The following is a 25653-nucleotide window of genomic DNA, read 5'->3' as shown; positions in this document are numbered from 1 at the left end:
TTTCCGATGAGGCAACGTACCCGGCTCCGCGGACCTTTTCCATGAGTCAACGCGGACCCTGTTGGCCCGGGCAATTTATTCGTAGACTGCGTTTTGGGCCAGCGCCCTCAGGACTGCCCGGTAAAAAGGGAAGGATGGATCGTCATGGTTGGATTTCGGCTCGGACTCGCCGGCGCAACCGCCGCAGTGGCCTTGACAGCGGCCGCTGGACTCATCAGCGCACCGGCCGAAGCCGCCCCGCGGGCAAAGGTGGATTTTGTCGCCATCGGTGACTCCTTCACGGCCGGGACGGGGTCAGGCGGCGAGTTCAGGCCTGCGGGCCTCCCGTGCTGGCAGAGCCCTCCAGGGTATCCGGGCGACCTCGGAGCCACCGGCCGCATTAACCTGGTTACCAACGCCGCGTGCCACGACGCTGCACTCTCGCAGTCAAGCCCTTTCTATGACGGCCTGACGCCGACGGTGACCGAACAGATCGCCAAGCTGGCCGTCAGCAGACAGCTCAGCGCTACCACCGGGATGGTCACCATCACTGCCGGGGGCACCGATGTCGGCGCCTCGAAGGTTCTCGGCGGTTGCGCGATCGATCCCCAGCACTGTGCAGGCTACGTGGACTCTGCCGTGAACGCGGCGCAGACGCTCCTCCTACCTGCGCTGGTCCAGACTTACAACGCCATTCACAGCCAGGCCCCAAACGCCAAAATCGGGGTCGTCGGCTACGTCCACTTCTTCAACCCCTCCAGCGGCATACCGACCATCCTCACGCCGGCCAATCAGCAGTTGGTCAACGCCGGTACAGACAAGCTGAACGCCGTGCTCGCCCAGGCTGCCGGGATTGCAGCAGGCGAAGGCGCCAAGACCCAGTACGTGGACGCCGCCGGTAAGTTCGCCGGCCATGAAGCAAACACCACAGATCCGTGGGTGGCATTCGACCCGACCAACCCGACTGCGGACTCCAACTTCCATCCCAACGCCGCCGGCTACATCAACGGCTACATGGCCGCCGTCCTGAGTCAGCTGAAGCCCGCACAGCTCTAGCCGACAAGATACAGAACGGTGCCGTGAAGGCTGGCGGCAAGAGCAAGGACGCTGCAGGTGTTTTCGTTGATGCCGCGTTGCCAGAGGAGTGTGGATCGCAGAAGTAGATCTCGATGCCGAATGGATTGATACGACCGCCTCGGACGTGGACTTCGCCCAGCACGCCCTGAACTCTTACACTCCTTTCCCGATACATGGCCTGTTCCCGCCGGAATTGACCGCGAGGGTTCCGCCAGTCAGCGCATAGGCAGTGGGTGTCCCGCTCCTCCCTACATGCGGCCCCCAGCAAACGCCGGTGGCCGGTTTTCGTCGGTTTAGTGGGCGGACTTGATGCCGGCCAGCAGGGCTGTCGCGTCGGGGCTGCCGAGGCCTGTGCAGGGGTCCCAGCCGGCCGAGGCCTTGTAGGTGCCGTTGTTCCCGGTGGTGATGTCGTGGAATCCTGACCGAAGGCCGTAGAGGAGCGGCTGGAGCTGGCCGAACCGGCGGTTTGTTGACTGGGCGAATAAGGCGATGAGTGCGGCCCAGAGCGGTGCCACGGCGCTGGTGCCGCCGATGACCATGTCTTTGCCGTCAACCCTGACTTTGTACCCGGTCTGCGGGTCGGCGACACCGCTGACGTCCGGGACACCGCGGCCATTTTTTCCGGGGGCGGGGGAAGTCAGGGCCTTCTGCCAGACCGGGACGGGGAAAGCGTCGCTGTAACCGCCGCCCGTGGCTGAGTGCGGGCCGTCGTTCCAGACGGTTTCAGTTCTGATTGTTCCGGCGGCCGGGTCGGCATCGAGGCGGGTGCCTCCGCAGGCCAGCGCGTGCGGGCTGGACGCCGGAAAGTCTGCGTGGTCTTTGCCGTCCGTTGCCCCGTCGGCGCTGCCGTTGTCACCGGCCGCTGCGGTGACGGTCACGCCGAGGGCGTTAGCGTCGGCGAGGGCCTGGTCGAACGCGGTCCGCGCCTGGGCGGTCCAGGCGTCCTCGTTCTGTCCCCAGCTGATGCTGATGGCAGCTGGCGCCGGAGTCGCGTGGGATGCGTTGATGATCGCGTCAAGGAACCCGGCGTCGGTGTTCGGTGCGAAGTAGACGAGGATGTCCGCTTTTGGTGCCAGTGCGCCGACCACTTCGATGTCGAGCATAACTTCACCGTCCGCACCCGTCGGGTCCTGGCCGGGACGGTTGACGACGCCGTCGACGCCGACGGCGGTGACGCGCGGCCCGGTGATCCCGAGACTGCCGAAATAGGCGTCAAGGTCCCCCTGGCCGAAGCCGCCGCCGAGTTCGATGATGGCTACAGTCTGGCCGGTGCCGTCCGCCCCGGGCGGGAAGTTGTAGATCCTGGCCAGCTCGGGAGGGGTGTAGCTGGTGCCCGTTGCGGACAGCGGGATCGACTGGAATTGCGCCCGGGCCTGGGGGCGGTCGTCGAGGCCCAGCACGGCGGTGACGACGCCGTCCAGTTCTGCCGGGATCTGAAGGCTTCCGGTCCGGTGCCGGTGGGTGACGTCGTGGCCGTGGGGTCCGCTGCTGGTGACTTCTTCCAGGCTGGTGCCGAAGATCCGGCTTAGCTGGTCCACGGTTCCGGCCAGACGGATGCGCCGGGATGCGGGGTCCGTTTCGAGGACCTCCGCGCCGAGCTGGGTGAACGTAGTAGTGGCAAGGCGAAGATCAGCGGCTGAGGCTCCGTGGCGGGCCGCGAGCTCGTCCCGCGAGATCGGCCCGGCGGGGGTCTCAGGGAGTGGTTCCTGACGGCGCAGGATAACCGTTACTTCAATTCTGCGGGAGGGATCGACGGGCCCGTGCGCGGCCTGGATCCGTGCGGCCGCCGGACGTTCGGAACCGGCAAGCGGGACACTGCCGGTGTGCTCGGGCATGGTGTTGTTGTTGGTGTGTTCGGACATGAGATTGCTCCGTTCGTGGGGCCGTTCCTGTTCAGGGCTTGGTCGTTGTCAGGGGAACGTCGTTCGGCGGAGGAAGGCTACCGCCGCCCCGTAGTACCACCGGGGGCACTGGGGAGGACGAAAGCACTGGCGGGGCCGGCAATGGTTTGGGCGCGGGTGCCGGCTGCGGGGGAGCGGGCAAGTTGATGTGTGAGCCGTAGGCTGGAGGCGCAGGGTTGTGGACGGCCGGGTCGACCAGGTCCACGAGCCCTGGGTCGTTATCGACGCGGTCGACGCCGAGTTTGGGCAGGCCGAGCAGCTGCATCACGGTCCTCGGGATGCCGGTGTGGTTTGACCAGCGGCTGTCGATGCCCGGTTTGACCGGTCCGCCGAACATGATCAGCGGGACGCGGGGTCCGTAGGCGAGCTGCACGCCGTCCGGGGTGTGTTCCACGTTCGGGGTGGCGACGTGGTCATCCCAGCCGCCCCAGTCGTCCCAGGTCAGCAAGAACACTGTCTCGTCCCAGCCGCCGGATGTGACGACGGCGTCCACCGATTCCCAGACCTTGTTCATCCCGATCGTGACATCGGCGGTGGGGTGTTCGTCTTCGGGGGAGTCGTGCCACAGATACACCAGCGGCGGCAGTTTCCCGGTGGCGGCGTCGGCGACGAAGTGCGAGTTGGGAATCAGGTTTTCGGAGCCGTTGAGCTGCTGGTAGAAACCGGCCGGATAATTGCTGCTGCCGGTGTAGCACGCCCAGCCGATGCCGGCGGCGTCAGCGAGCCCGGGAACCGAGGGCATGTCCCACAAGGGCGGAGGCTGCGCCCGGGACGGGTTGCGCAGCGTCGGTGACTGGCCGCCGACGAGCAGCAGATGGTTCGGAGTGGAGTTCGTGCCGAAGCCGCTGCAATGGTTCTCCAGGAACGCCCCAGTCAGGGCCAGGTACGCGTAGAACGGCAAGGTCGTAGCAGTGTCGAACTGGGTGCGGGTCGCCTTGTGCTGCCCTGTAAGCCAGCGGTAGTAAGCGTGCCGGTCGTGCGGCTGATCCGCCGACGGCGGGTTGGGCTGAACCGGCCAGTCCGATGCAACGTCGGCCCCGTAGGGAGCCAGCGTCCGGAAGTAGTTGTCCGTGGTGTGGTTTTCCTGGACCATCACCACAACACGCTTGACTCGGTTGTTGTCCGTCATGACATCCCCGTTTCCCCGGCCGGGCAACCCGGTCGCCTAATCGGTTAACACCGAGACTATGCGCAAAGCGGCCCATATGAGAGTGGTTGTGCTCCCTTTTCAGAAATGTTCACCCACGCATGTGTCTTTGGTCGGGGGGCCATAATATGTTCGTCTACCACGATTCGAACGAGCCAGGCGGGTCGGTGCTGTGCGACTTCGGCGTCGAAGTCACACGCACCATTACACGCACCATTAAATCGACGGGTGAGGTCTACGCGACCGAAACGCCAGGCGCGCGGCTGCTGAGGCGGCCCACCGCGGGCCGTGCGACCGCCTGGACAAGGCCTACAACGCAGAAAGTCCGTAGACGGACGGATGAGTCCTCGTCAGGCCGCCCCGACATCGCGGGCCGCCGAACACTGACCGGTGACCTGGGGTAGGCCGAAGCGTAACTAGGTGCGGATGGTTCGATAGATTCCAGTGTGGTCCAGGTCGCCGTCGCCTGCTGCGAGCATGTTTGCGAATGCGGACCGCAGGCACGTGGCCAGTGGGAGTTTGAGTCCTGTGTGGCCGGCTGTTTCTGCGATGAAGTTGAGGTCCTTCAGCTGATTTTTGGCGGATCCGCCACCGTGGAAGTCCTGGTCGATCCAGCGTTTTCCTTTTTGGGTAAGCACCTCCGAGTTCGCCAGTCCGCCCGCGAGGACTCTTTGCACTTTTTCCAGGTCCAGACCCGTTGCGGCGGCGAGGGCCATTGCTTCGGCAAGGGCGGTCACGGTGGCGGCGACCACGATTTGGTTGCAGGCTTTGACAGTTGACCCGGCTCCGGTTTCTCCGAACCACACGGCGGTCGTGCTGTAGGTCTCGAACAGCGGGGCCACGCGTTCGAATGCCTCGGCAGGCCCGCCGGCCATGATGCTGAGTCGGCCTTCTTCTGCTCCGATGGTTCCGCCGCTCAGGGGCGCGTCCAAGACGGTTACGCCCCAGTTTTGAAGGCAGTCCTTGGCGAAGTTCGCGACGGCCACTGGTGAGACGGTTCCATGGATGATGAGGATCGGATGGTGAATTCGTGCGTCCTTCCATCCCTTGAGCAGGCCGTGCTCACCGTGCAGGAGTGCTTCGACTTGGGGCAGGTCGGGCAGGACGGTCACCACGATCTCGCGTGCGGCGTTGGCCGGGGTGGCTGCGACGGTGGCGCCTGCGATTGCTCGGGCCTTTTGTGGTGTTCGGTTCCACAGTGTTAGGGGAATCTGGTGGGCGAGGATATTCCGGGCAATCGGTGCTCCCATCGGGCCGGTGCCCAATAGGGCTACGGACAGGAGGGGGCCGCGGCTGGTGTGCTGGTTGGAGTTCGGTATTGTCATGTTCGTTTTAGAAGGGGATGAGGCCGGCGAGGGCGGGCAGGAAGGTGCTGAACCAGGGGACTGCGGCGAGTACCAGCAGCCCGATGAATAGGGCGAAGAGGTAGGGCCAGAAGTGTTTGAGGCTCCGTTCCACGGTTTCGTGTCCGGTTGCGCAGGCGACGTAGAAGCCGACACCGGCCGGGGGTGCAAATGACCCGATGCCCATGGAGATGATGAGGACCATTGCGTACTGCACGGGATTCACGCCAAAGCTGGTCGCGATGGGCAGCAGCAGGGGCGCGAAGATCAGGACAGCAGGCAGGCCTTCCAACAGTTGGCCCATGATGACGAGCAGCACGATGGTGAAAAGCATGAAGAGCATCGGTGACTCACCCAGCCCTGACATCAAGTCGTGAATCTGTTGGGAAACCCCGGCGAGGGCGAGGGTCTGGGCGAGCGGGGAGGCGGCGGCGATGATGAACAGAACCATTCCCGCCGTCGTCGTGGTCTCCCTTAGGGTGTCGCCCAGCAGGCGCTTGCTGCCCCGCCGATATGCGGCAGCGAGGATGAATGCGTACGCGACGGCGACGGATGAGACTTCGGTGGGGGTCGCGAAGCCGGTGAGGATCCCGGCGACCATGCCGACTGGGAGCAGCAGTGTGGGGATGGCGAAGAAGGACGCGGACCCCCGTGCCCGCCAGGTCGCCTTGGGGCTGGCTACGCCGCCTTGCTTCTTGGCGCGGAGGAAAACAAGCGCCATTACCACCAGGGCCAGGAATGCTGCGGGCAGGAACCCGGCCAGGAACAGCGTGGTGGTGGAGATTGTGGTGATCGACCCCAGGACAAGGAGGACGATGCTTGGTGGGATGGTTTCGCCCATGACGGCGGAGGCAGACAGGACTGCTACGACTTCCCCGCGGGGGTACTTACGTTCTTCGAGCATGTTCCGCATCGTTGTGCCGACGGCTGCGACGTCTGCGACTTTAGATCCGGAGATGCCGGAGAAGATGTACATGGTCACGACGACGACCTGGAGCAGGCCACCGCGCAGGTGCCCGATGAGTGCGTCGACGAGTTTGGCCAAGGGAAGTGTCAGCCCGGCGGAGTTCATGACGGTGCCGGCGAGGATGAAGAACGGGATGGCGAGGAGGACGAAGCCCTTGGCGCCGGAGGCCATGCCGATCGGGATGGCGCTGACCTCTGAGATGCCGCCCAGGTAGAGGTAAATTCCCGAGGCCAACGCCAGGACGAAGGCGATGGGAAGACCGAGGAACAGCAGGATGAACAGAACGGCTAGCACGACCCCCAAGAGAACGTTGGGGGATGCGTAGTAGAACAGCGGTGGGCTGATAATCACCAGGGCAATCAAAACCGCCGTGATGCCTGCTGCCATGAGTACCGGGCGCGGCTTCTGACGCCACAGTTTGACGACGGCGAACCATGCGATGAGGATCATCCCGGCGGAGAAGGGTAGGGAGACCCAGAACACGGGCAGCTGGAGGATCGGGGTTTTCTCCTCGATCTGCTGGACGAGAGTGGGGACGTAGAGGGCGAAGGATCCGGCGCTCATCACGAACACCAGGCAGTCGACAAGGGCTGCCAGGTAGGGTTTCCAGGTGGCCGGCAACCGCATGATGAGTGCCTGGACGGACATGTGTGCGCCCTTGGGGTAGGCGATCGCCCCGCCGATGAAGGCGATAGTCAGGAGCGCGATCTCGGAGACCTCCTGGGTCCAGAGCACCGAGTTTCCGGTGACGAGTCTGACCAGGATGTTCAACAGAATGACGAGGAGCTCAGCGACGATGGCCGAACCAACCAGCCATTCGAGGGTCTTGTCGAACCACACGGCCCCGCTCCAGCGCTCCGGGACATGTCCGTGGTGCAAGATCTCCTCAGCATCGGTTGGGAGGATTTCCTCGAGTTCCTCAGGGAGGAGGGTGCGTTTCATGATTTTCCAGACTGTCGACATTGAGAGCGGGAGATGGAGGACGGCCGGGGTGCGGTTAACACCCCGGCCCCTAGCTGGCTAGTTGGATGAGGTAAATGAGACTGCCTGATCGAAGAAGTCTTTGCCGATCAGTGCGGAGAATTTCGGGTAGAGGCTCTTGGAGACGGCCTTGAATTCTTGAAGGCCCGACGCGCTGACGTCATTAGCCTGCATGCCCTTGGACTTCAGGTCGTCCAGCTGCTTTTTGGACTGTTCCTGGTCGTAACCGGTCTTGAAGGTAGCCGTTTCCGCGGAGGCGTCCGTCAGGGCTTTCTTTTGGTCGGCAGAGAGTGTGCCCCACTTTTTGGATGACAAGGCCAGGACCCAGGCATCATTGATGTGGTTCGTCATGGAAACATACTTCTGGACTTCTGAGAACTTGTTGGTCCACGGCACCTCGATCGGGTTTTCCTGCCCGTTGATGGTCCCGGTCTGCAGCCCGGTGAAGACCTCGGAAAAAGCCATGGTGGTAGGGCTGGCGCCCAAAGCTCCGAAGAAGTCCGTCCACAACGGGTTCCCGGGAACGCGGATTTTCAGGCCCTTAAGGTCTGCGGGTTGTTCGATGGGGCGCACGGAGTTGGTGATGACACGGCCCGTCCGCGTCATGAAGCCAAGCGCAATGGTGTCCTTCGCGGCGAGCTTGTCTTTGAGCACTTGGCCAGGCTTGCCGCTGAGGAAGGCAGCTTCCTGTGTGGTGTCTTTGAACAGGTAAGGGATGCTGATGCCGTTCATTTCCGGCACCACGGAGGCATACACCGAGGTTGACAGGATCAGGGCGTCCAAGGAACCACCCTGCAGTCTGGTGACTGCAGCGTTCTGGTCTCCACTGAAACTGGTTCCGTTAGGAACCACAGTGACCTGAACGGACCCGTTCGAGGTCTTCTTAACCTGGTCTGCGAAGTGCTGGGCGGAAACCCCGACAGACGAGTCGATTGGGTCCGGGATGGAAAGCTGGATTTTCGCGGGTGCGGCGTTTCCATTACCGCCGGCCGCCCCTGATGCACAGCCGGCGAGGAGGGAGGCGGCCAAGGTGCATGCCAATGCTCCAGTGAGGGTTCGGATTTTGGTTTTCATGTGAAGCCTTTCTTCATTGGAAGGAATCTTTTCAGCGAGGCGTGAACTTCTATCAGCTGAAGTTCGTTCGCCGCGCCCGGTTTAGTGCGGACGGGTCAGGCGCTGAGGACGGATTCGACGGCGAGCGCTTCGGTTTCCCGTCGGAGTTCCAGCGCTTGGGCCAAGGAGTCGTCCATGATGACGTCTTCCCAGCGGACCGTGGCGCCCTTGGCGATGTCATTGCGCAGTTCCACGTGGTGGGCCAAGGCCACCGGCAGTGCGCCGATGCTGACCGAGTGCTTGGCCGAGACCAGCTTGCCCCAGACGGTGTAACCGCCTTCACCGTCAAGGAACTCACCGGCTTTAAGGTCTTTCTTCGCGGTGGCAACGACGTCCCCGAAGAAGCCGAGGGGCGAACCGGTGGAGATACCTCGAAGGGCTGCGTTGGCGATCGACATGTTCAGTTCCAGGCCGACGTAGTGGTAGGGGCGGTAAAGGGCCGCGTACTGGCCGGTGGGGTCGGGGTGCCACGGGTACTCAGTGAAGCAGCCTGCGACATAATCATTGGTCGCTTTGACGACGACGAACACGCCTTCCTGGGTGTTGTGGGGGATCCAGGTCCCGTCGCGCTTGACGCTGGACATCACGTCGACGGTCCCCTCGTGAGCGAGGGCGCCGCCGAGGTCGGCCGGCCGGCAGATCGTAGCGATCTCCTCTACGTCACCGGGGGTGAAGGTCAGCCCGTTGTCGGAGGGTACCAGGCCCGCGCCATTAGCGACGGCGGCCATTTCGATGGAAGCCTTGGTGCCGTCACGGAAGGATGTGTGCATGTTCGGGTTCAGCTGGCCCGAGTCCGTGAGTTCCTTCGAGAACTCCCAGTTCTCCCAGACGTTGTCCGGGTTCATCTCGTGATAGTGCTCGAGGTACTTGGCGCCTTTGCCTGCACAGACCACATCGAAGCCACTCGTGCGGGCCCAATCAACGAGTTCCATGATGAGTGCCGGCTGGTCACCGTAAGCCATGGAGTACACCACTCCTGCCTCTTCGGCTCGCTTGGCCAGAGCCGGTCCTGCCAATGCGTCGGCTTCGACGGTGACCATGATGATGTGTTTTTTCGTTTCGATTGCTCTCAGGGCGTGCTTGACCCCGACAATCGGATTGCCGGTTGCCTCCACGATGACGTCGATGTCCACATCAAACAGTTCATCGGCGTTCGCAACAATCGTCGTCGAGCGGTCCTTCAGAGCTGTAGCGATGTCCGGCGCGATCTGGTTCTTAGGCCAGCCAACAAGATCGAAGGCGCCCTGCGCTCGCTTGACGTTGATGTCGGCGATCGCCACGACGTGAATCCCGGGAATATTGTTTGCTTGGGCCAAGTACATCGTGCCGTAACGACCGGCCCCGATGAGTCCTACTCGAACGGGGCGGCTCTGCTGCTCGCGGTCGCTAAGAAGTTTGTGGAGGTTCATGGGGATCTCTCTGGTTACATTTGGTGTCGGAAGGACCATCCGCAGGATCAGCGGAGCAACTTCTTCGTCGACGCGTGGAAAACTGGGACCGGAGTGGAACCGGTTCCACTTTTGTACCAGTTGCTGTTAGGCTGTGTCAACAGTCACAAACGGATGCGCCAAGTAAACACCGCCGCATAGCAGGACCCCGAGGCAAGTGAGGTCTCTGGCAGTGGGATACAGGACTCGATGAGGAGAAGAAGTGAAGAAAGCACCAACTATTCGTGACGTCGCGTCGGCGGCGGGCGTGTCAGTTTCCGTCGTTTCCCGGGTCCTGAATCCCGAATCAGGGCCTGTCGCACCGGCAAAGCGTGACATGGTGCTGGGGGTCATCGAGGAACTGGGGTACCGGCCGCGATCGGCCGCCCGCGAACTCAGTGTCGGCCACACGCCAACGGTCGGGCTGGTCGTCGCGGACCTGGCCAACCCCTTCTTCGCCCAGCTAGCCGACCGCATCGTTTGGGAAGCGCGCAGCCACGGTGTCCAGGTGGTGGTCATGACCACCCAGGAAGACCCGCATCTTGAGGCTGACTCCCTGGACACCCTCCTTGACCGCTCGGTCGGGGGAGTTATCGCCACGCCCACCGGCGCCAATGTTGAGAAGTGGGCGCGCCTGCAGTCTTTGGGTGTGAACGTCGTCTTCGTCGACCGTACTATCCCGGATCTGGCGAATGTCGATCTCGTAAGTATCGAAAATGTCGATTCAGCAAGGCAGGCGACCGACTACATGCTCAGCCTGGGGCACACCCGGATCGGCCTTATTTCCGGGCCCGTCAGCACTTCCACGGGACGTGCCAGGATTCAGGGGTACCAAGCCGCGCATGAGAAACATTCGATCAGCATCGACCCCCAACTGATCAGGGACGTGCCGTTCAGGGGAGACGGCGGAGGCGACGCGGTCGGTTCGCTCCTCTCCTTGGCCAACCGACCCACCGGACTAATCGTCGCCAACACCGCCCAGGTGCAAAGCTCCGTCCGGCGCCTCGTTCAAATGGGCGTACGGATCCCGGAGGACCTGTCGGTCATTGTCTTCGACGACAATCCCTGGACCGAGGTGACAAGCCCGCCGCTGAGCGTGATCCGCCAACCCATCTCCATGCTCGCAGTCCACTCCCTGGAACTCGTGCTCGGACGCATGAATGGCAAGCTCCCGGAGACTCCCCGCACCGTCGAAGTGAAAGCCGACTTCGTCCCACGCAGCAGTTGCGCACCGCTCCTGCTCACCCCAACCCGATAAGGAAACCATGAGCGTCATCGTTACCGCCGTCTTCACTCCCAACGAAGGGGCCTTCGACCAGGTGGCCGAAGCCCTGACCCCTGCCATCGCTGAGGTGCACAAGGAACCAGGGTGCCAGCTGTACGCCATCCACGGAGCCCCCAACGGCCAGATAGTCATGATCGAAAAGTGGGACAGCGCCGAACTGTTGGATGCGCACGGGGCAGGAGAACCCGTCAAGCGTCTCAACGCTTCACTGGAAGGACTCCTGCAGGGACCCGTTGACGTGACCAGGCTTTCCCCGATTCCCGCCGGGACCTCGGATCAAGGAACCCTGTGAAACCCGTCATCGTCATCATGGGAGTCTGCGGGGCAGGGAAGTCAACGGTCGGCGCCGCCCTGGCACAGCGTCTGGGCGCCAAGTTCGTCGATTCCGACTCCCTTCACCCACGGGCCAACGTCCACAAGATGACCCAGGGCATCCCGCTAACGGACGAGGACCGATGGCCCTGGCTGACACTCGTCGGGGACGAACTCGCCGCACCCCATCCCGACGGGATCGTTGTAGCCTGCTCCGTCCTAAAACGTGCCTACAGGGACGCAATCAGAGACACAGCGCCAGCGACGACCTTCATTCAACTCGACGTTGAACGATCCCTTCTGGAAGAGCGACTAACCGACCGTCCCGGACACTTCATGCCCGCCACACTCCTCCAATCCCAGCTGGAGACCCTCGAACCACTCGACACAAACGAAGCGGGGGTGAGGGTGCCGCCAGCTCAAGACATAGATGCAAGCGTCGACACGATCTTCGGGCAACTGCATGCCCTTCACGAGGTCTCGCAGAACCCCTAGCAAAACCATTGAAGAACGTCCGAGGTCCAGCCGCTGCTCCCGCCGGTCTCCGGCGTAATCAGCCTCTGAATCCAACAATCGCGGATGCCGAAGCGAAATACCCGGCTCAGGCCCGCTGGAACGTCATGATGGTCATCGGACGACCCGACGACGCTCGTTGCCAGGTGGCAACCGGACACTTCCGCGGCTTTTCATCGCGACCCCATGGCGCTGTGCGGTCGGAAGCGCCCGGTTGGCCACCCTTAAAGGGACACTCCCTCCGATGACGGGTTCTACTGGCCGGGGGTGAGGGGGCGGGAGTTCCGGGGTGCTTTGCTCGTTGAGCTGTATCCGCAGTTGCTGCACACGGTCGTCAGCCTTCTGGAGGTGGTGAGGACGGGGACGAAGAAGAGTGTGAGTTTGGTGGTTCGCTCTTCGAGGTGGTGGTGCACGAATTGGCCGCAGTGCTGGCATGTGGCGGTCCGACCTGGTAGCTCGCGGGGCCTGGTGATGAGTCCGAAGAGGAGGAGCATGGGGTGTGACCTTTCGATGGTGGGGTGTAGCTGGTTTTCGTTCGGCTCGGGAGATTTGGTCGGTGAGTCCGCCCGGGGGGACGCTGATGCCTTGGTCCAGTTACAAGGCGCCGTCGTAGTCGGCCAAGGCCGGACCTTGGGACCGGAGCGCAGCCCCTCCAAAATACTAAGCATACTTGCTAACGCCAATGCTCGCCGTGGTCCGGACCTTCTCACAGTTCAAACCATTCGAAATACGCCAAACCGACGGCAAACGGGGGAGTTCGACAGCCTTGGGTCACCGATCTTTGAGGTGCGGTGGGAGTTCGACGTCGGCGGGGCCGGGTTCGGGTCTGGTGATCGCGTCGGAGCGGCCGGGCGGTGTCTTAAGCCGCCAGTTGATCCTGGGTGACACCCTTGACACTGAGACCATCAAGGCAACCTACAACGGCGGTGTCCTGACGCTGCGGGTCCCGGTCGTCGAAAGGGCCAAGCCGCGCAAGATCGAAATTGAAACCAAGGTGGACCAGCAGCATATGGTCGCTGCGTAGTTTGCCCGGAGCCGGGAGGTCCTGACTCGAATGTTGACTGCCTCTTTGGGGCTGAGTTGGCCGAACAGGCGGTTTGTGGACTGGGCGAATAAGGCGATGATTGCGGCCCAGAGGCTCAGTGCGGGCCGTCGTTCCAGACGGTTTCGGTTCTGATCGTTCCGGCGGCCGGGTCGGCATCGAGGCGGGTGCCTCCGCAGGCCAGCGCGTGCGGGCTGGACGCCGGAAAGTCTGCGTGGTCTTTGCCGTCCGTTGCCCGTGCGCGCGGGAAGGCAGTGGTAATCCGGATTCACCGCCCTGCGCGGACGGGAATGCTACGCCTTTAGCTTTTGCGTGAGGGTTGTTGATCCATCGACGCAATGAGGCGGTGGCTGAATTCTTTGGCCAGTTGGAGGTGCTCGGGTTTCATGGCACAGGATCTCAGGACAGTTGTGTAGTCGCTGTCAACTACGACCCATGGATGGTTCTTCGCAAGCCACTTGCTGTCGACCCGGTACAGTGCCAGGTGCCAGCCGTCCTGGGCCATGGCCGCGAACGTATCTTCTGTTGCCGCAGATATTTGCCCTGTTGTAGGACGTCGAGGGAAGGCGCAAACGATGTCAAGTTCGGGTTCGACGACGAGTTCGGCGCCGTCGGCGGCTCTGATGATGTCAGCTATTTGCAGCGCGGCCTTTCGGCCGTCGGCGATAATCGATCCCATTCCCTCGCGTGACAATCCCAGTGCTTCAACCGTGGTCCAAAATGCTGCCGCCGACGCTCCCGCTCGGGAACACTCCAGGCTGATCTCACCAAGATGAAGGTCAGAAGAAGTGAAGTAGGTGTAGGGGGAATTGTGCGAGTAGAGCTTGCCGACAGATGGGTCAGCGAAGAGCACAGATCCGCATCCGTAGGGTTGAAGTCCGTGTTTATGTGGATCTACGACGATTGAATCTGCTCGGCGTATGGCCAGGAAGGGGGCAGGATCAACCAGCGGTTCGGGACCAGTTGCCAGGAGGGCGTGGAATCCTCCGTAGGCCGCATCGATATGCAGCCTAGCTCCGAATTCGGCTGCCAGGTCCGCGGCTTCATGGACCTGATCCAGTGCACCAAAACCGGTCGTGCCCAAAGTGACGACAACGGTCCCGACCCCGCCTTGCGCCAGCCGGGTCCTGAGGTCTGCCATTGAAAGACGGCCGAGGTCGTCTTCCGGGATGGTTTCATGCGGGGTTCCGAGCAACCGGCACATGCGCTCGTGCGTGTAGTGGGCGTTCGTGCCCGACAGTATGACCTTGCCTGGATGCAACTCCCTGGCAACCCAGAGCGCCTCAAGATTTGCGATAGTGCCGGAGGATGTCAGATGGCCGAGATGTTCTTGATAACCGAACATTGCCGCGAGTTTGGCCACGACTTCCTTCTCCAGGACCGCGGTGGCCGGGCCTCCGTCCATGGCATGGTTATTCGGATTGATCAGTGCTGTAATGGCCTGCGCAACCCAAGCCACAGGGTGCGGGGGCTTAAGGAGCTGACCGATGTACTTGGCATCGCCGTATGGATACATGTTGGCCAGCCGTTCAACCAGGGAGGAAAGAGCAGCTGAACCTGATGAGTCAATTCCTGGGCCACCGGCCCAGAGCGTGGAATACGCCTCCAAGTCTTTGGCGCGCTGCCTTAGCTCGGCGATCACAGTGTCGTCCAACCGTACGTCTTGGGCCCTCATGAGTATCTCCTAATAGTTCTAGCTGGTTCGGGGAGCCGGATGGTGCAGCAACAGCTTGCGCAGCAATTCGGCCAGGATCGACGCTTCAGTTTCGGTGAGCCCCGCAGCCCAGGCTTGCTCGCGCTGGTTGTTGATCTGGAAGAGATCGGCCAGCATATGCTCACCTTCGTCCGAAAGCTGCACCACGGTTTTGCGCTTGTCCGCCGGATCCGGTGCTCGGGTAACGAGCCCGCTCTTCTCCAATGTGTTGAGCAAACTGGCTATGGAAGCCGTGGAAACGCTTGACAACCGGGCCAGCTCGTTTGGGTTGACCTGTCCCACAGACTTGATGGTGAACAAGAGGCGGTACCCGGCGAAGCTGATGCCCATGGGGCGGTGCACCGAGACTTCCATGTCCGTGATCATCCTGTTTGCGGCTCGGATGAGGTTGAAACATAACGCCATGGCGGGCGGATTGACGTCCGGGTACAGCTCAATGGCAGCAGCACGGGCCAGTGATTCGTATTCAGAGGAACCGATGCGCTTCGCCTTCTGGACAGTGGCAGTCATCTGGAAGGGTTCATCAGCGGTTGCAGGGTCCTCTGCGTCTTCAGCGATCACAGTATCTCCAATAACTATCGGAAGGCAGCCAGTATATTCGCTAGAAGTCTAGCGAAGATCCCCTAACTGCGCCACCCAGAACATAAGTTGGACGGGGGATGCGGCTTCGGGCGGACCCGTAATAGTGCGCCATTATGAAGTCAAGGCAGTCCGGACGCGGCGCCTTCATCGAGCCCGGTGCCAAGGTGGCTTCCTGAGCACGAGAAAGAAGCTAGATCTCTAGTTCTTAAAGTGACCAGAGAAAGATGAGAGACAGGATGACTTGGGACGCTCTAGCCAGCTTGACCGGATCGAATTGTCAGCTCAGGGCCTATGACCTCGGGCCTGACCGCCAGAATTCTGTGAAATGAGTCCAACCTGACGCCATTATGGAGAGCATCGGAAGTCAGGTTGGGTGTGCCTCAGCCACGCTAAACATCGACCTTATTCCGGCGTGTGAAGTAGCGAAATCATGCGATTGCGTGGGAAAGGGGTGTGGGTACTTCGAGTGCAGATTTCAATTCGTCCAGTGTCGGCGGGTTCGCTGCGGCTCGTTGAACGGTAATGGCCGCCGCTGCGGCTGCGGTGTGTCCGAGCTGCTCCATGACGGTGGGGGTGAACCCTTCGGTGCCGCGGGTGAGGAGGCCCAGGATCAGTGCGGCCATGTAGGAGTCTCCGGCGCCTATGGTGTCCGCGACTGTGGCTTTGACGGCGGGGATGGTGATGGTTGCGGCGGCGGAGGTGAATTGGGAGCCTTCGGCCCCCTTGGTTATCACTGTCAGCCCGGTGCCGAGTCGGAGGATGTGGTCCGCGGTTTCCATCAGTGTTTTCCCGGGGTAGAGCCAGTGGGCGTCTTCGTCGCTGAGTTTGACGACGTCGGTCAGGGAGACGAGTTCTTCGAAGGTTGCTTTCGCTTCGGCGTGGCTGCCGAGCAGGGATGGCCTGATGTTCGGGTCGTAGGTGATGGTGCACTGCGTATGGGCTTGTTCCAGCAGGCTTTTGACAGTTTTGGCGCCGGGGTTCAGGAAGGTGGCTATGGAACCGGTGTGGAGAATTTTCGGGAAATAGGCCGGCGTTGCTCGTGGCAGGTCCCAGTGGATGTCGAAGTCGTACGTGGCGGACCCGTCTGGTCCCAGGGTTGCTGTGGCTGTTGCCGTGCGGGTAAGCGATTTTGATCCGGGCAGGAGAGCGACTCCTGCCCGGCGGAGGTGGTTCTCTATGGATATTCCGCGTGCATCGGGCGCGATGGCCGTGAGCAGTCCCGTGGTGACGCCCAGGAGCCCGAGGCCGTAGGCGACGTTGGCAGGCGATCCACCGGGATGCTCTTCCCGGCTGTTTGGGGTGGTCACCACGTCGATGAGGGCTTCTCCGACAACGACGACGTCCGGGGGCTGTTGGGCGTCATGCCCACCTGCTTTGAGGTTTTCCATGTTTGTCTCTTCGGGCAGTGCTGGTAGGGAAGGGGCAGCTCAGGTTTCGGAGGGGCTAAGGCGTCGCGTTCATCTCGTCGATCGTGAGGTTGCCGAAAGTTGCCGTTCCTTCGTCTGCATAGAGACGGATTCCGTTGTCCCCTTCAAGGGGGAACACCCGGTGTGAGTGCACCACGCGTCCGTCTCCTACGAACATTTCGACGCTTGTCCGGTCCACGAGGATACGAAGGGTGAGGCTCCCTGCTGAGGGGTCGATGGGAGTCTGGCTTTCCCCGCCGGTGGGGTTAACTGTGGGTCGCCGGTTGAGGTACGCGAAGGGGCCGCGGAGGAATGCGCCGACGGCGACGTGCCGGCCTCCGCCCGCTGCGCGACAGATCTCGAGACCGATATTGGCTGGAGGGCTGGCCGGGTCCCATACCAGCTCACAGGTCAGGTCATAGGCCAGTGAACGGAAATCGAGGTCATGCGTTCCTGTTACCTTGACGTCACCTAGGCGCTGGGTGCGCTTGACGTGGTTGCTCAGGCCGGCGGTAGGGGTTGAGGCGAGGTGGTAGCTTCCGCTCCCCTTCTTGAGACGGATGTCGCGCACGATCATGTCGTCGCCGTTGTACGCATCGGTTGCCAGGGTGGGAGTGTTGTGTGGGTAGTCCCAGAAGTTCGCCCATCCAAGGGCCCTGCGCAGGGTGGGGTCCTCCTCACCGGATGAGTCGTGATGCGGGTAGGTCACTGCTCCGTAGAAGTCGTAGCCGTAGTCCAGCCATTCCGGTTCGGAATGGTCGGGCGTAAAAGTGGTGCCGTTGAAAGCGCCTGTCCAGTATGCGTAGGTTGCCGGGAGGCCGCGGCCTTTGCCGTTGGCGCTGGTGCCGATAATCCAGTGGGAAGTACCGTCGTCGGCGGTCATCCGGAAAAGATCCGGGCACTCAAGCACCCCTAAATCGGTGCGAATGAATTCGCCGACCCGCGTCCAGGAGCGCAGGTTGGAAGATGTGTAGAAGCCGAGTTTTTGGCCTTCGGCATTGACCATGAACCAGCGCCCCCGCTCGGCGTCCCAGGTTACTTTCGGGTCGCGGAAGTCCTGGACGCCTGGGTTTGGTAGTACCGGGGAGGTGCCGCCGGATTGGAATGAGCGCCCACTGTCCGTCGAGTACCAGAGGTATTGGGCCTGGCGGCCCTGGGGTGCCTGCGTTACAAGGGCTATGACAGCGTTCTCACCGTATCCGGCGGTGTTTCGTTCGTCGATGACAAGGCATCCTGACCAGCAGTCGCCGTTCTCGTTGCTGAACTTTGGGATCGCGACGCCGTGGTCGCGGAAGGAAACGTGGTCGGTGGTGGTCGCACGGCGCCACGATGTGCCTCCGCCTCCCTGAAGGTAATCGGCGTTGTAGAGGTAGTAGTAGTGGTATTCGCCGTCGATGTAGATGGGCCGCTGAGGGTCATTCTTCCAGTTGTCAGGGACGCTGAAATGATAGCTCGGGCGCATACGGGTTGGTCCTTTTGAGGGCGGCTTGCCCGGTGAAGTGTCGAGCGTGCTTGGGGGCGCTGCTGCTGCTGACTGGGCGAATGACGTTGAAAGTGCGAGCGATCCGGTGACGGCAACGGCTCCACTTCCGGTCAGGAGCGCACGCCGGGAGACGGCGGGGGAGTCTTCCATCGGTTACCTTTCGGTGAGCAGCTTCAGTGCTGCTGCGGGTGCATGTTGTTGTTCTTGAAACAGGAATGTCACTCTGCAGGTTCTGGTTTCGGGAGTGGCTCTGTGGCCAGTGCGTGGCCGCCGGCGCCGACGCCGGGTCGGTAGAGATGGCAGCGGACCCAGTGGCGGTTGAGGGGGTCGCCCACCTGGTGCCGGACGGGTTCCTCGGATGAGCACCGCTGATCGGGGTCGTTCTCGAAGACGCAGGTAGTGGAAGCAATGACGGCTTGCCTGAGCACGGCGCGGTGAACGGGGTCGTATGACCCGGCCCGGGCTGGGTCCGGAACGGCTGAGACCAGCAATTGTGTGTAGGGGTGGGCTGGGTTGGCCAGCAGGTCCAGTGATTCGCCTTCTTCCACGATTTCGCCGGCGAACATGACGACCGTTCGGTCCGCGAGGTATCGTGCCGAGGCCAGGTCGTGGGTGATGTAGAGCATGGAGATGCCCTTCTCATCGCGCAGTTTCCGCATCAGGTTCAGTACTCCGATGCGGACCGATACGTCCAGCATGGACGTCGGTTCGTCGGCGAGGATGACTTCTGGTTCGACGGCGAGGGCACGTGCGATCGCGACACGTTGACGCTGGCCGCCCGAAAGCTCGTGCGGGTAGGAATTGAGCATGTCGGCCTGAAGCCCGACGGTAGTCATGAGCTCTTCAAGACGGTGTCTGGTCTGCGCTTCTGAGCCCCGTTTGCCTGTGCCGTTTTTGCCGTGAATCACGAGGGAGCGTCGGAGGAAGTGCTCGATCCGGTGTGCGGGGTTAAGGGAACCGAAGGGGTCCTGGAAGACCATCTGCAGCTGGGATCGGAACGTGCGTGAGGCTTGGAAACGGTCGCGTTTGATGACGTCGACGCCGTCGAGCAGGATGGCACCTTCGCTGGGTTTCTCAAGCCGGGCCACGCAGCGGGCCAGGGTGCTCTTGCCCGAACCGGACTCTCCGACCAGTGCCACGATTTCTCCGCGGCCGATGGTCAGGTCGACGCGGTGCAGCGCCCGCACTTTCTGGCTTGAGAACAGGCCGCCGATGTGGAACGACTTACCCAGGCCACGCAGTTCAAGGGAGGGGGTTTGGCCCGACACGTCTGGCCTTGTCGCGGAGTGTACGGCGTGGCTCATTGTGCTGCTCCTTCAAAAACGGCGGCTTCGGCGCCGGCATTAAACGGTGCCACGAAGTGGTCCGGGGCAACTTCCTCGAGGTCGGGGATGTTCTGGAACTTCACGCCTTCGGGCAGGCCCTTGAGCGGAATCCGGGGGCCGGTGAGCGGCGGGAACGCGCTCATCAGTGCTTGGGTGTAGGGGTGGCGGGGATCGGCGTAGACGTCCTGGGCTTTCGCGGTCTCCACGATCCGGCCTCCGTACATCACGGCCATGCGGTGGGAGAGCTCCACCATGAGGGACATGTCATGGGTGATGAAGAGGACGGAGAATCCCAGTTCGCGTTGGAGTTCCTTGATTTGGGCCATGATTTCCTGCTGCACCACGACGTCCAGCGCGGTGGTCGGTTCGTCGAGAATCAAGAGTGATGGCTTGAGCGCTACGGCCATGGCGATTACGGCGCGCTGTCGCATGCCTCCTGAGAGCTGGTGTGGGTAGGACTTGAGGCGTGCGGGATCGATCCTCACCAATTCCAGCAACTCGCCGGCACGCCGCATCGATTCCTTGCGCGAGTAGCCCGCATGCGTGGTGAAAATATCCACAATTTGCTCGCCGATGGTCAGCACCGGGTTGAGCGAGTTCATGGCCGACTGGAACACCATGGCAACGTCCTGCCAGCGGAAGCGCCGCAGCTCGTCCGGACTCATCGCCAGGACATTCTTGCCGCCGAAGGAGATGCTGCCGCCAGCGATCTTCGCCGGATCCTTGAGAAGGCGCATGATCGAGTTGGCGATGGTGGACTTCCCACAGCCGGACTCGCCCGCCAGCCCGAACACCTCACCGGTGCCGATGCTGAAGGAAACACGGTCGACGGCGGTGGTCGAGCGAGTGTCGCCGATGTACTTGACAGTGAGGTTCTTGACGTCGAGGACGGGCTCATGGGAGCCGAAGGAAACTTGGGAGACTGTCACTTGGCGGCGCTCCTTTCGGTATTTTTTGGGGTTTTGATCTTCCGTAGCCGCGGATTGGTGACTTCGTCCACGGCATAGTTGATCAGGGCCAACGCGAACGCGACCAACGCGATGCACGCACCCGAGGGAACAAAGACCCACCAGCTGCCGGTCAGCAGGGCACCCTCATTACCTGCCCAGAAGAGGTTGTTGCCCCAGGAAACAGTGCTCACGTCGCCCAAGCCAAGGAACTCCAGGCCTGCCTGGGCGCCGATGCCGTAAATGACGCAGCCGAGCAGGGTTCCCATGACGATCGATGCCATGTTCGGCAGGATTTCGCGGAACATGATCCGGCCCGCCCGTTCGCCGGACACTACGGCTGCGGCCACAAAGTCCTTTGAGCGGATGGACAGGGCCTGGGAGCGCAATACCCGTGCCGAGCCAGCCCAACCGGTGACCACGAGCACCAAGATCACAGTTCCCAAACCTGGCGGCAGGAAAGCTGCCAGGATGACAAGGAGCGGGAGTCCGGGCAGGAGCAGGAAGACATTGGTGACCAGGGACAGTGCTTCGTCAATGAACTTGCCGAAGTACGCCGACGCCAGGCCCACCAAGACGCCGATGAAGGTGGATGCGAAGCCCACAGTCAACCCGACGAACAGTGAACTGCGGGAGCCATGCACTGTCAGGGCAAGTACGTCCTGACCTTTGGCCGTGGTGCCGAGCCAGTGCTCCGGAGACGGTTCGAGCGAGGCCATCGCGGTGATCCGCGACGGGTCACCGGGGAACAGTACGGGGGCCAGCAACGCAAGGACGATGAACACGAGCATCACAATCATGCCCACCAGGGCCTTCTTGTTGGTGATTAGTCCATGGACGAAACTGCGGTTGGGCCTGCGGGCAGCTGTGGGCTCAGTGGGCTGCTTGAGAATTGCGGTTGTCATGATGGCTCCTCAGTTGCTGCGCACGCGCGGGTCGAGGCGGACGTAGAGGATGTCCACCAGGAAGTTGGCCAGCAGCACGGCGGCGGTGATGGTCAGGAACAGGCCCTGCATAAGCGGGTAGTCGAGGCCTTGGACGGCGTTGAGGAGTTGGTAGCCGACGCCGGGATACGCGAACACCACCTCGGTGAGCATTGCGCCACCCACCACGAAGCCCAGCCCCATGCCGAAACTCGTGACCGATGGGAGCATGGCGTTCCTCGCCGCGTAACGGAGCATGATGCGGCCCGGCCGGAGACCCTTGGCCTCGGCCATGGTGATGTAGTCCTCCGAGTTCGTCGCGATCATGGTGTTCCGCATGCCCAGCATCCAGCCACCGATAGACACCAGGACGATCGTCAACGCCGGGAGGATCAGGTGCGCGCCGACGTCGCCGATGAACTCCGAGGTGAACGCGGGCTCCAGTCCATCTGTGAACGCGTGGCGGATCGGGAACCAGCCCAGCACGACGCCGAACAGGTACAGGGCTCCCATGGCCAGCCAGAAGTACGGGAAGGATCCAATGAAGACCAGAAGCGGGGGAAGGGCCGAGTCGATCGCGCCGCCGCGTCGCCAGGCGGCCAGGATGCCCAGAAGATTGCCGACGACGGCGGCGCACACCAGGGCGGTTCCACCCAACAGCAGGGTCCAGCCGATTTGGCTGGCGATGACCTCGGTGACAGGGGTGGGGAAACGCGAGATGGAGACACCCATCTGGCCGGTCAGGATGTTGTGCATGTAGTCGACGTACTGTTCCCAGAGCGGCCGCGTATCCACGCCGAGCATCTTGCGCAGGGCTTCGATCTGTTCGGGCTGCATCTTGCCCTGGGTTCGGGCGAACATGCGCGAGACGGGGTCTCCCGGCATGAAACGCGGGAGTAGGAAGTTCAGGGTGATGGAGGCCCAGAAAGCGATCAGGTAGAAACCCAGGCGGCGCAGAATGAAGCGCACGGTTGCTCCGTTCGGGAAAGGCGGGGTCCTGGAGGACAGTGGCCCCGGCGGAAAGGGTGAAGACGTTCTCGGCCGGTGGGAACCGGAATGGCAACGGCCGCCACCGGCCGAGAACTGGTGCGGGCTACTTGCGGGGTTCCAGGGTGGTCAGGATCAGGACCGTGGTGGGGGAGCGGTCGGAGAGCGTTGCGTAGGGGTTGTCCTGGGTGGGCCATCCCGTGAAGTGAACGTCCGTGTAGTCGCCCCATTCGGGGCCGGAGAACAGCGGAACCGTCGGGGCCACCGCATTATATTCTGCTTGAAGCTGGTTTGCGATCTGCTTCTGCGTGGCTTCGTCACCGGCAGCGGCGAACTTCTGCAGGAGATCATCGGCCTTTGGATCGCCGAAACGGTGATAGTTCTCGGTGGCCTTCGCGCCCACCGGCTTGACGGTAGAGGTGCCCATTGTGGAGCTGAAGTACTTGAACGGGCTGGGGTCGTTGGCGCTCCAAACTATTCCGGTGTCAAACGTTCCCTGTTCGTAGCTGGAGACGACGGAGGCCCAGTCAGGGGAGTCCACCTTGGCAGTGACGCCGACGGCCTGGAGGTTCTGGGAGATCACGTTGGCAACAGAGAGCCAATCGGAGGAACTGGCGCCCACGGAGATCTTGAACTCGAAAGGCTTGCCGTCCTTGAGGGTGCGCTTGCCGTCCGCGCCCTTGGGGTAACCTGCGGCGTCGAGCATCTTGTTCGCTTCGTCAACGTTCAGCTTGGTCCAAGTGCAGTTATTCGTCACATCGGTGCTCTTCCAGCTCACGTAGTTGCCGGACAGGCCTGAGCAGTCGGCCGGAGTGGCGTACCCGCTCATGCCGATCTTGGTGACCTGGTCACGGTCAACCGCCATGCTCAGTGCCTTGCGCACGGCCGCGTCATTGAACGGCGCCTTGGTGGTGTTCAGCTGCCAGTTGATCATGGCGCCCGTCGGCGGGAACCAGAAGTGGCGGTGGTCCTTGTCCTTGGCGATGAAGGTCTTCTCGATGTTCGGGATGAACTGGGTGGACCAGTCCACATCTCCGTTGACGCTGGCCAAGTTGGCGGCATCGTTTCCGGACATCGCAAGCATCTTGATGCCGGCGATTTTCTGCTTGTCAGGCTGCCAGTAGTTCGGGTTCTTCTTCAGCACGAAGGACTGGGACTGGAAGCTGTCCACCTGGGTGTAGGGACCGGTTCCCACGGGATTGGCGTTGGTGTCCTTCGCCGGATCGGCTATGGATGACCAGATGTGCTTGGGGAGGATGGGGACCTGGCCGATCTCATAGAGTGCGGGGGACCAGGGCTTGTTGAACGTGAATGTCACCTTGTCGGAGCCCACGGGAGTGACGGAATCCAGGTACTCGAAGCCGCCCTTAAGCTTCTTCTGCAGCTGGAAAGTGTATGCCACATCGTCGGCGACGAAAGGCTGCCCGTCGGACCACTTCACGCCCTGGCGCAGGGTGAAGGTGACGGACTTGCCGTCCTTTGCAGCGTCCCAGGAGGAGCCCAGCCAGGGGACGGCGTTGCCTTTGGCCGGGTTGAAGACCAGCATGGGTTCGTAAATCGCCTGCTGGACCATGGGGTTCACAGTGGGCGCGAAGGGATTGAAGTTACGGTCGAAGGTGCTCATGTCCTCACGCGGGATGGTGAGCAAGGCATTCGCGTTAGCTCCGGCGTCGGTGCCTGCCGACTTATTGACGGTGGCTGAGCAGCCGGTCAGCAGCATCGCGCCTACTGCCAGTCCGGCCGCTGCTATGCGGGCGGACCTGAGGAACCTGGTTTGTGTCATGATGGGTTATCTCTTCCTGTCTTCATCAGCAAGGTGAAGGGTGGGTGGGGGATTTGCTCTTCGACGTTGATTTCGCGGTCAGACCGAAGAGCGTTCTAGCAGCGGACAGTCGACCAACTGCTGGTCGGCAGTGATCGGCTGTCCTGCTGTAAGAGCGGCGAGCGTCTGGACTCCCAGGGCGCCCATCTTTTCGAACGGCAACGCAACCGTGGTCAGCTTGGGCCTGAGGTAGGCCGCGATGAGTTCCTGGTTGTCGAAACCGATCACGGCGATGTCACCGGGTATGGCCAGGCCACGTTCCTTGATCGCGTCATAAGCGCCCATGGCCATCCGGTCGTTGAGGCAAAAGAGGGCGGTGGGCCTGTCCTTGACAGGGTACCGGTCAAGGATTTGGCAGGCGGCGTCGTAACCGCCGTCGGCCGTCGCATACCCGGCCACCACCAGCTCCGGATCCAGCTCCAGGCAGGCGTCGGCCAGGGCCTCCCGGACGCCCTGTAGACGCCCGACAGCTGCCGGGATGGTCGGGTCCAAGTTGATCACACCGATCTCGGTGTGGCCTGCTTGCAGTAGACGTTCGACGGCGACCCGTCCGCCGGCCCGTTCGTCAGGGATGATCGAGGGCAGCTTCCCGTCGAGGTCGAAACAGTTGATGAGCACCGTTGGCACTTCGTGGGCGCTGCTGGGCACAAGTACACCGCGGTGGTGTGTTGCGGCGTACAGCAAGCCTTCGACCCGCTGTTCGAGCAGCTTCTCTACGGCAGCATCTTCCATGCCCTGGTTCGGGCCAGCCGCAACTCCCTGGTCCGATGGGGCGATAAGGAGGAATCGGCGGTCAATCCAGGCCTGGTCCTGGGCGCCTTTGATGATGTCCACGGCGAAGGGTGCCGTCACGATCTCAGTGACAATTCCGTACCAGTCGCTGCGCTGGGATGCCAACGCCCTCGCCCCGGCATTCGGGCGGTAGCCCAAAGCCTGAACCGCCTCTGCGATGCGGGTGCGCGTTTCTTCCGAGATGCTTGCGTTTTCGCGGTTGCTGAGCACGAACGAGACAGCGGTGCGGGACACTCCGGCATGCTTGGCAACGTCATTCATCGTGACGCCACGCTGCCGGGCCGTGACGGGTTTATCTGAGGACGCTGTGTTCGCCATTGAATGCTCCAGTGATCTGCGTTGAGCTTGGTGTTGCCGGTACTACGGGGAGAAAGCCGGTCCGGTTTCGTTTGTCGAAGTAACTCGCGTTACTCCCGGGGGTGTGATCCAAGTTACCCGCGTTACTTCCGGGTGTCAATAAGATCTTTAGGGTCATGCGGCGAGTTCGGATTGCGTGCGGTGTGCTGGGCAGCGGCCTGGACAGGGGGTTATGTGTAGTTTCACGACATAGTTCACACGTGAGTCGGGACATCGTTCTCAGGTGAC

The 25653-nt window shown here is 62.1% G+C and carries 20 protein-coding genes and 1 pseudogene; 5 read left to right on the top strand and 16 right to left on the bottom strand.

Annotated elements, in window-relative coordinates; translation table 11 throughout:
- The first annotated feature begins 144 nt into the window (after positions 1-144).
- Positions 145-1035, top strand: coding sequence for an SGNH/GDSL hydrolase family protein (locus QRN04_RS15135; protein ID WP_284976850.1), 891 nt, complete (start codon positions 145-147; stop codon positions 1033-1035).
- Positions 1036-1349: 314 nt separating this feature from the next.
- On the opposite strand, the gene QRN04_RS15130 is transcribed toward QRN04_RS15135, so the two are convergent.
- From QRN04_RS15130 to QRN04_RS15105, 6 genes are all read right to left on the bottom strand, one after another.
- Complete coding sequence (locus QRN04_RS15130) at positions 1350-2918, bottom strand: S53 family peptidase (RefSeq protein ID WP_284976849.1); 1569 nt, start codon at positions 2916-2918, stop codon at positions 1350-1352.
- Between the two features lie 31 nt (positions 2919-2949).
- Positions 2950-4086 (bottom strand): alkaline phosphatase family protein, encoded by a 1137-nt coding sequence (locus QRN04_RS15125; RefSeq protein ID WP_284976848.1) that lies wholly within the window; start codon positions 4084-4086, stop codon positions 2950-2952.
- 434 nt (positions 4087-4520) lie between these two features.
- Positions 4521-5429, bottom strand: coding sequence for an NAD(P)-dependent oxidoreductase (locus QRN04_RS15120; RefSeq protein WP_284976847.1), 909 nt, complete (start codon positions 5427-5429; stop codon positions 4521-4523).
- A gap of 7 nt (positions 5430-5436) precedes the next feature.
- On the bottom strand, positions 5437-7356 hold the full coding sequence (locus tag QRN04_RS15115) for a TRAP transporter large permease (protein ID WP_284976846.1): 1920 nt from the start codon (positions 7354-7356) through the stop codon (positions 5437-5439).
- A 78-nt stretch (positions 7357-7434) separates the two neighbouring features.
- The gene (locus tag QRN04_RS15110) at positions 7435-8469 is read right to left on the bottom strand and encodes a DctP family TRAP transporter solute-binding subunit (protein WP_284976845.1); all 1035 of its coding nucleotides are present in this window, start codon (positions 8467-8469) and stop codon (positions 7435-7437) included.
- A 95-nt stretch (positions 8470-8564) separates the two neighbouring features.
- Complete coding sequence (locus QRN04_RS15105; RefSeq protein WP_284976844.1) at positions 8565-9917, bottom strand: NAD(P)H-dependent oxidoreductase; 1353 nt, start codon at positions 9915-9917, stop codon at positions 8565-8567.
- A gap of 241 nt (positions 9918-10158) precedes the next feature.
- On the opposite strand from QRN04_RS15105, the gene QRN04_RS15100 reads away from it, so the two are divergent.
- The 4 genes and pseudogenes from QRN04_RS15100 to QRN04_RS15080 form a co-directional block, all read left to right on the top strand.
- On the top strand, positions 10159-11193 hold the full coding sequence (locus QRN04_RS15100; protein ID WP_284976843.1) for a LacI family DNA-binding transcriptional regulator: 1035 nt from the start codon (positions 10159-10161) through the stop codon (positions 11191-11193).
- 7 nt (positions 11194-11200) lie between these two features.
- Complete coding sequence (locus QRN04_RS15095; protein WP_284976842.1) at positions 11201-11512, top strand: putative quinol monooxygenase; 312 nt, start codon at positions 11201-11203, stop codon at positions 11510-11512.
- Positions 11509-12027 (top strand): gluconokinase, encoded by a 519-nt coding sequence (locus QRN04_RS15090; RefSeq protein WP_284976841.1) that lies wholly within the window; start codon positions 11509-11511, stop codon positions 12025-12027. The genes QRN04_RS15095 and QRN04_RS15090 overlap by 4 nt, the downstream gene beginning before the upstream one ends.
- A gap of 847 nt (positions 12028-12874) precedes the next feature.
- A pseudogene (locus tag QRN04_RS15080) lies at positions 12875-13069 on the top strand (Hsp20/alpha crystallin family protein); the annotation flags it as partial.
- A gap of 319 nt (positions 13070-13388) precedes the next feature.
- Here QRN04_RS15080 and QRN04_RS15075 read toward each other — a convergent pair.
- From QRN04_RS15075 to QRN04_RS15030, 10 genes are all read right to left on the bottom strand, one after another.
- Positions 13389-14762 (bottom strand): pyridoxal phosphate-dependent decarboxylase family protein, encoded by a 1374-nt coding sequence (locus tag QRN04_RS15075; RefSeq protein ID WP_284976839.1) that lies wholly within the window; start codon positions 14760-14762, stop codon positions 13389-13391.
- An 18-nt stretch (positions 14763-14780) separates the two neighbouring features.
- The gene (locus QRN04_RS15070; RefSeq protein WP_284976838.1) at positions 14781-15362 is read right to left on the bottom strand and encodes a MarR family winged helix-turn-helix transcriptional regulator; all 582 of its coding nucleotides are present in this window, start codon (positions 15360-15362) and stop codon (positions 14781-14783) included.
- Positions 15363-15811: 449 nt separating this feature from the next.
- A complete protein-coding gene (locus QRN04_RS15065; RefSeq protein WP_284976837.1) occupies positions 15812-16771 on the bottom strand; it encodes a PfkB family carbohydrate kinase in 960 nt (319 codons plus the stop codon).
- Between the two features lie 55 nt (positions 16772-16826).
- Positions 16827-18251, bottom strand: coding sequence for a glycoside hydrolase family 32 protein (locus QRN04_RS15060; protein ID WP_350224946.1), 1425 nt, complete (start codon positions 18249-18251; stop codon positions 16827-16829).
- A gap of 239 nt (positions 18252-18490) precedes the next feature.
- Positions 18491-19576, bottom strand: coding sequence for an ATP-binding cassette domain-containing protein (locus QRN04_RS15055; protein WP_284976835.1), 1086 nt, complete (start codon positions 19574-19576; stop codon positions 18491-18493).
- Positions 19573-20526: an ABC transporter ATP-binding protein gene (locus QRN04_RS15050; RefSeq protein ID WP_284976834.1), complete on the bottom strand. Its 954-nt coding sequence runs from the start codon at positions 20524-20526 to the stop codon at positions 19573-19575. The genes QRN04_RS15055 and QRN04_RS15050 overlap by 4 nt, the downstream gene beginning before the upstream one ends.
- Positions 20523-21449 carry an ABC transporter permease gene (locus QRN04_RS15045; RefSeq protein WP_284976833.1) on the bottom strand — a complete coding sequence of 309 codons (927 nt, stop codon included), beginning with the start codon at positions 21447-21449 and terminating at the stop codon, positions 20523-20525. The genes QRN04_RS15050 and QRN04_RS15045 overlap by 4 nt, the downstream gene beginning before the upstream one ends.
- Before the next feature lie 9 nt (positions 21450-21458).
- The gene (locus QRN04_RS15040) at positions 21459-22436 is read right to left on the bottom strand and encodes an ABC transporter permease (protein ID WP_284976832.1); all 978 of its coding nucleotides are present in this window, start codon (positions 22434-22436) and stop codon (positions 21459-21461) included.
- A gap of 124 nt (positions 22437-22560) precedes the next feature.
- Positions 22561-24237: an ABC transporter substrate-binding protein gene (locus tag QRN04_RS15035; protein WP_284976831.1), complete on the bottom strand. Its 1677-nt coding sequence runs from the start codon at positions 24235-24237 to the stop codon at positions 22561-22563.
- Between the two features lie 78 nt (positions 24238-24315).
- A complete protein-coding gene (locus QRN04_RS15030; RefSeq protein WP_284976830.1) occupies positions 24316-25386 on the bottom strand; it encodes a LacI family DNA-binding transcriptional regulator in 1071 nt (356 codons plus the stop codon).
- Positions 25387-25653 lie beyond the last annotated feature (267 nt).

This window comes from Arthrobacter sp. efr-133-TYG-104, from assembly GCF_030208915.1.
Lineage (GTDB): Bacteria > Actinomycetota > Actinomycetes > Actinomycetales > Micrococcaceae > Arthrobacter.
This window is presented reverse-complemented; position numbering and strand designations above follow the sequence as displayed.

What these genes read in the sequence shown, in the direction of transcription:
- QRN04_RS15135 (WP_284976850.1), top strand. Translation starts at nt 145, where the DNA reads ATGGTTGGATTTCGGCTCGGACTCGCCGGCGCAACCGCCGCAGTGGCC.
- QRN04_RS15060 (WP_350224946.1), bottom strand. Translation starts at nt 18,251, where the DNA reads ATGCGCCCGAGCTATCATTTCAGCGTCCCTGACAACTGGAAGAATGAC.
- QRN04_RS15095 (WP_284976842.1), top strand. Translation starts at nt 11,201, where the DNA reads ATGAGCGTCATCGTTACCGCCGTCTTCACTCCCAACGAAGGGGCCTTC.
- QRN04_RS15130 (WP_284976849.1), bottom strand. Translation starts at nt 2,918, where the DNA reads ATGTCCGAACACACCAACAACAACACCATGCCCGAGCACACCGGCAGT.
- QRN04_RS15105 (WP_284976844.1), bottom strand. Translation starts at nt 9,917, where the DNA reads ATGAACCTCCACAAACTTCTTAGCGACCGCGAGCAGCAGAGCCGCCCC.
- QRN04_RS15125 (WP_284976848.1), bottom strand. Translation starts at nt 4,086, where the DNA reads ATGACGGACAACAACCGAGTCAAGCGTGTTGTGGTGATGGTCCAGGAA.
- QRN04_RS15115 (WP_284976846.1), bottom strand. Translation starts at nt 7,356, where the DNA reads ATGAAACGCACCCTCCTCCCTGAGGAACTCGAGGAAATCCTCCCAACC.
- QRN04_RS15110 (WP_284976845.1), bottom strand. Translation starts at nt 8,469, where the DNA reads ATGAAAACCAAAATCCGAACCCTCACTGGAGCATTGGCATGCACCTTG.
- QRN04_RS15030 (WP_284976830.1), bottom strand. Translation starts at nt 25,386, where the DNA reads ATGGCGAACACAGCGTCCTCAGATAAACCCGTCACGGCCCGGCAGCGT.
- QRN04_RS15075 (WP_284976839.1), bottom strand. Translation starts at nt 14,762, where the DNA reads ATGAGGGCCCAAGACGTACGGTTGGACGACACTGTGATCGCCGAGCTA.
- QRN04_RS15035 (WP_284976831.1), bottom strand. Translation starts at nt 24,237, where the DNA reads ATGACACAAACCAGGTTCCTCAGGTCCGCCCGCATAGCAGCGGCCGGA.
- QRN04_RS15065 (WP_284976837.1), bottom strand. Translation starts at nt 16,771, where the DNA reads ATGGAAAACCTCAAAGCAGGTGGGCATGACGCCCAACAGCCCCCGGAC.
- QRN04_RS15045 (WP_284976833.1), bottom strand. Translation starts at nt 21,449, where the DNA reads ATGACAACCGCAATTCTCAAGCAGCCCACTGAGCCCACAGCTGCCCGC.
- QRN04_RS15055 (WP_284976835.1), bottom strand. Translation starts at nt 19,576, where the DNA reads ATGAGCCACGCCGTACACTCCGCGACAAGGCCAGACGTGTCGGGCCAA.
- QRN04_RS15120 (WP_284976847.1), bottom strand. Translation starts at nt 5,429, where the DNA reads ATGACAATACCGAACTCCAACCAGCACACCAGCCGCGGCCCCCTCCTG.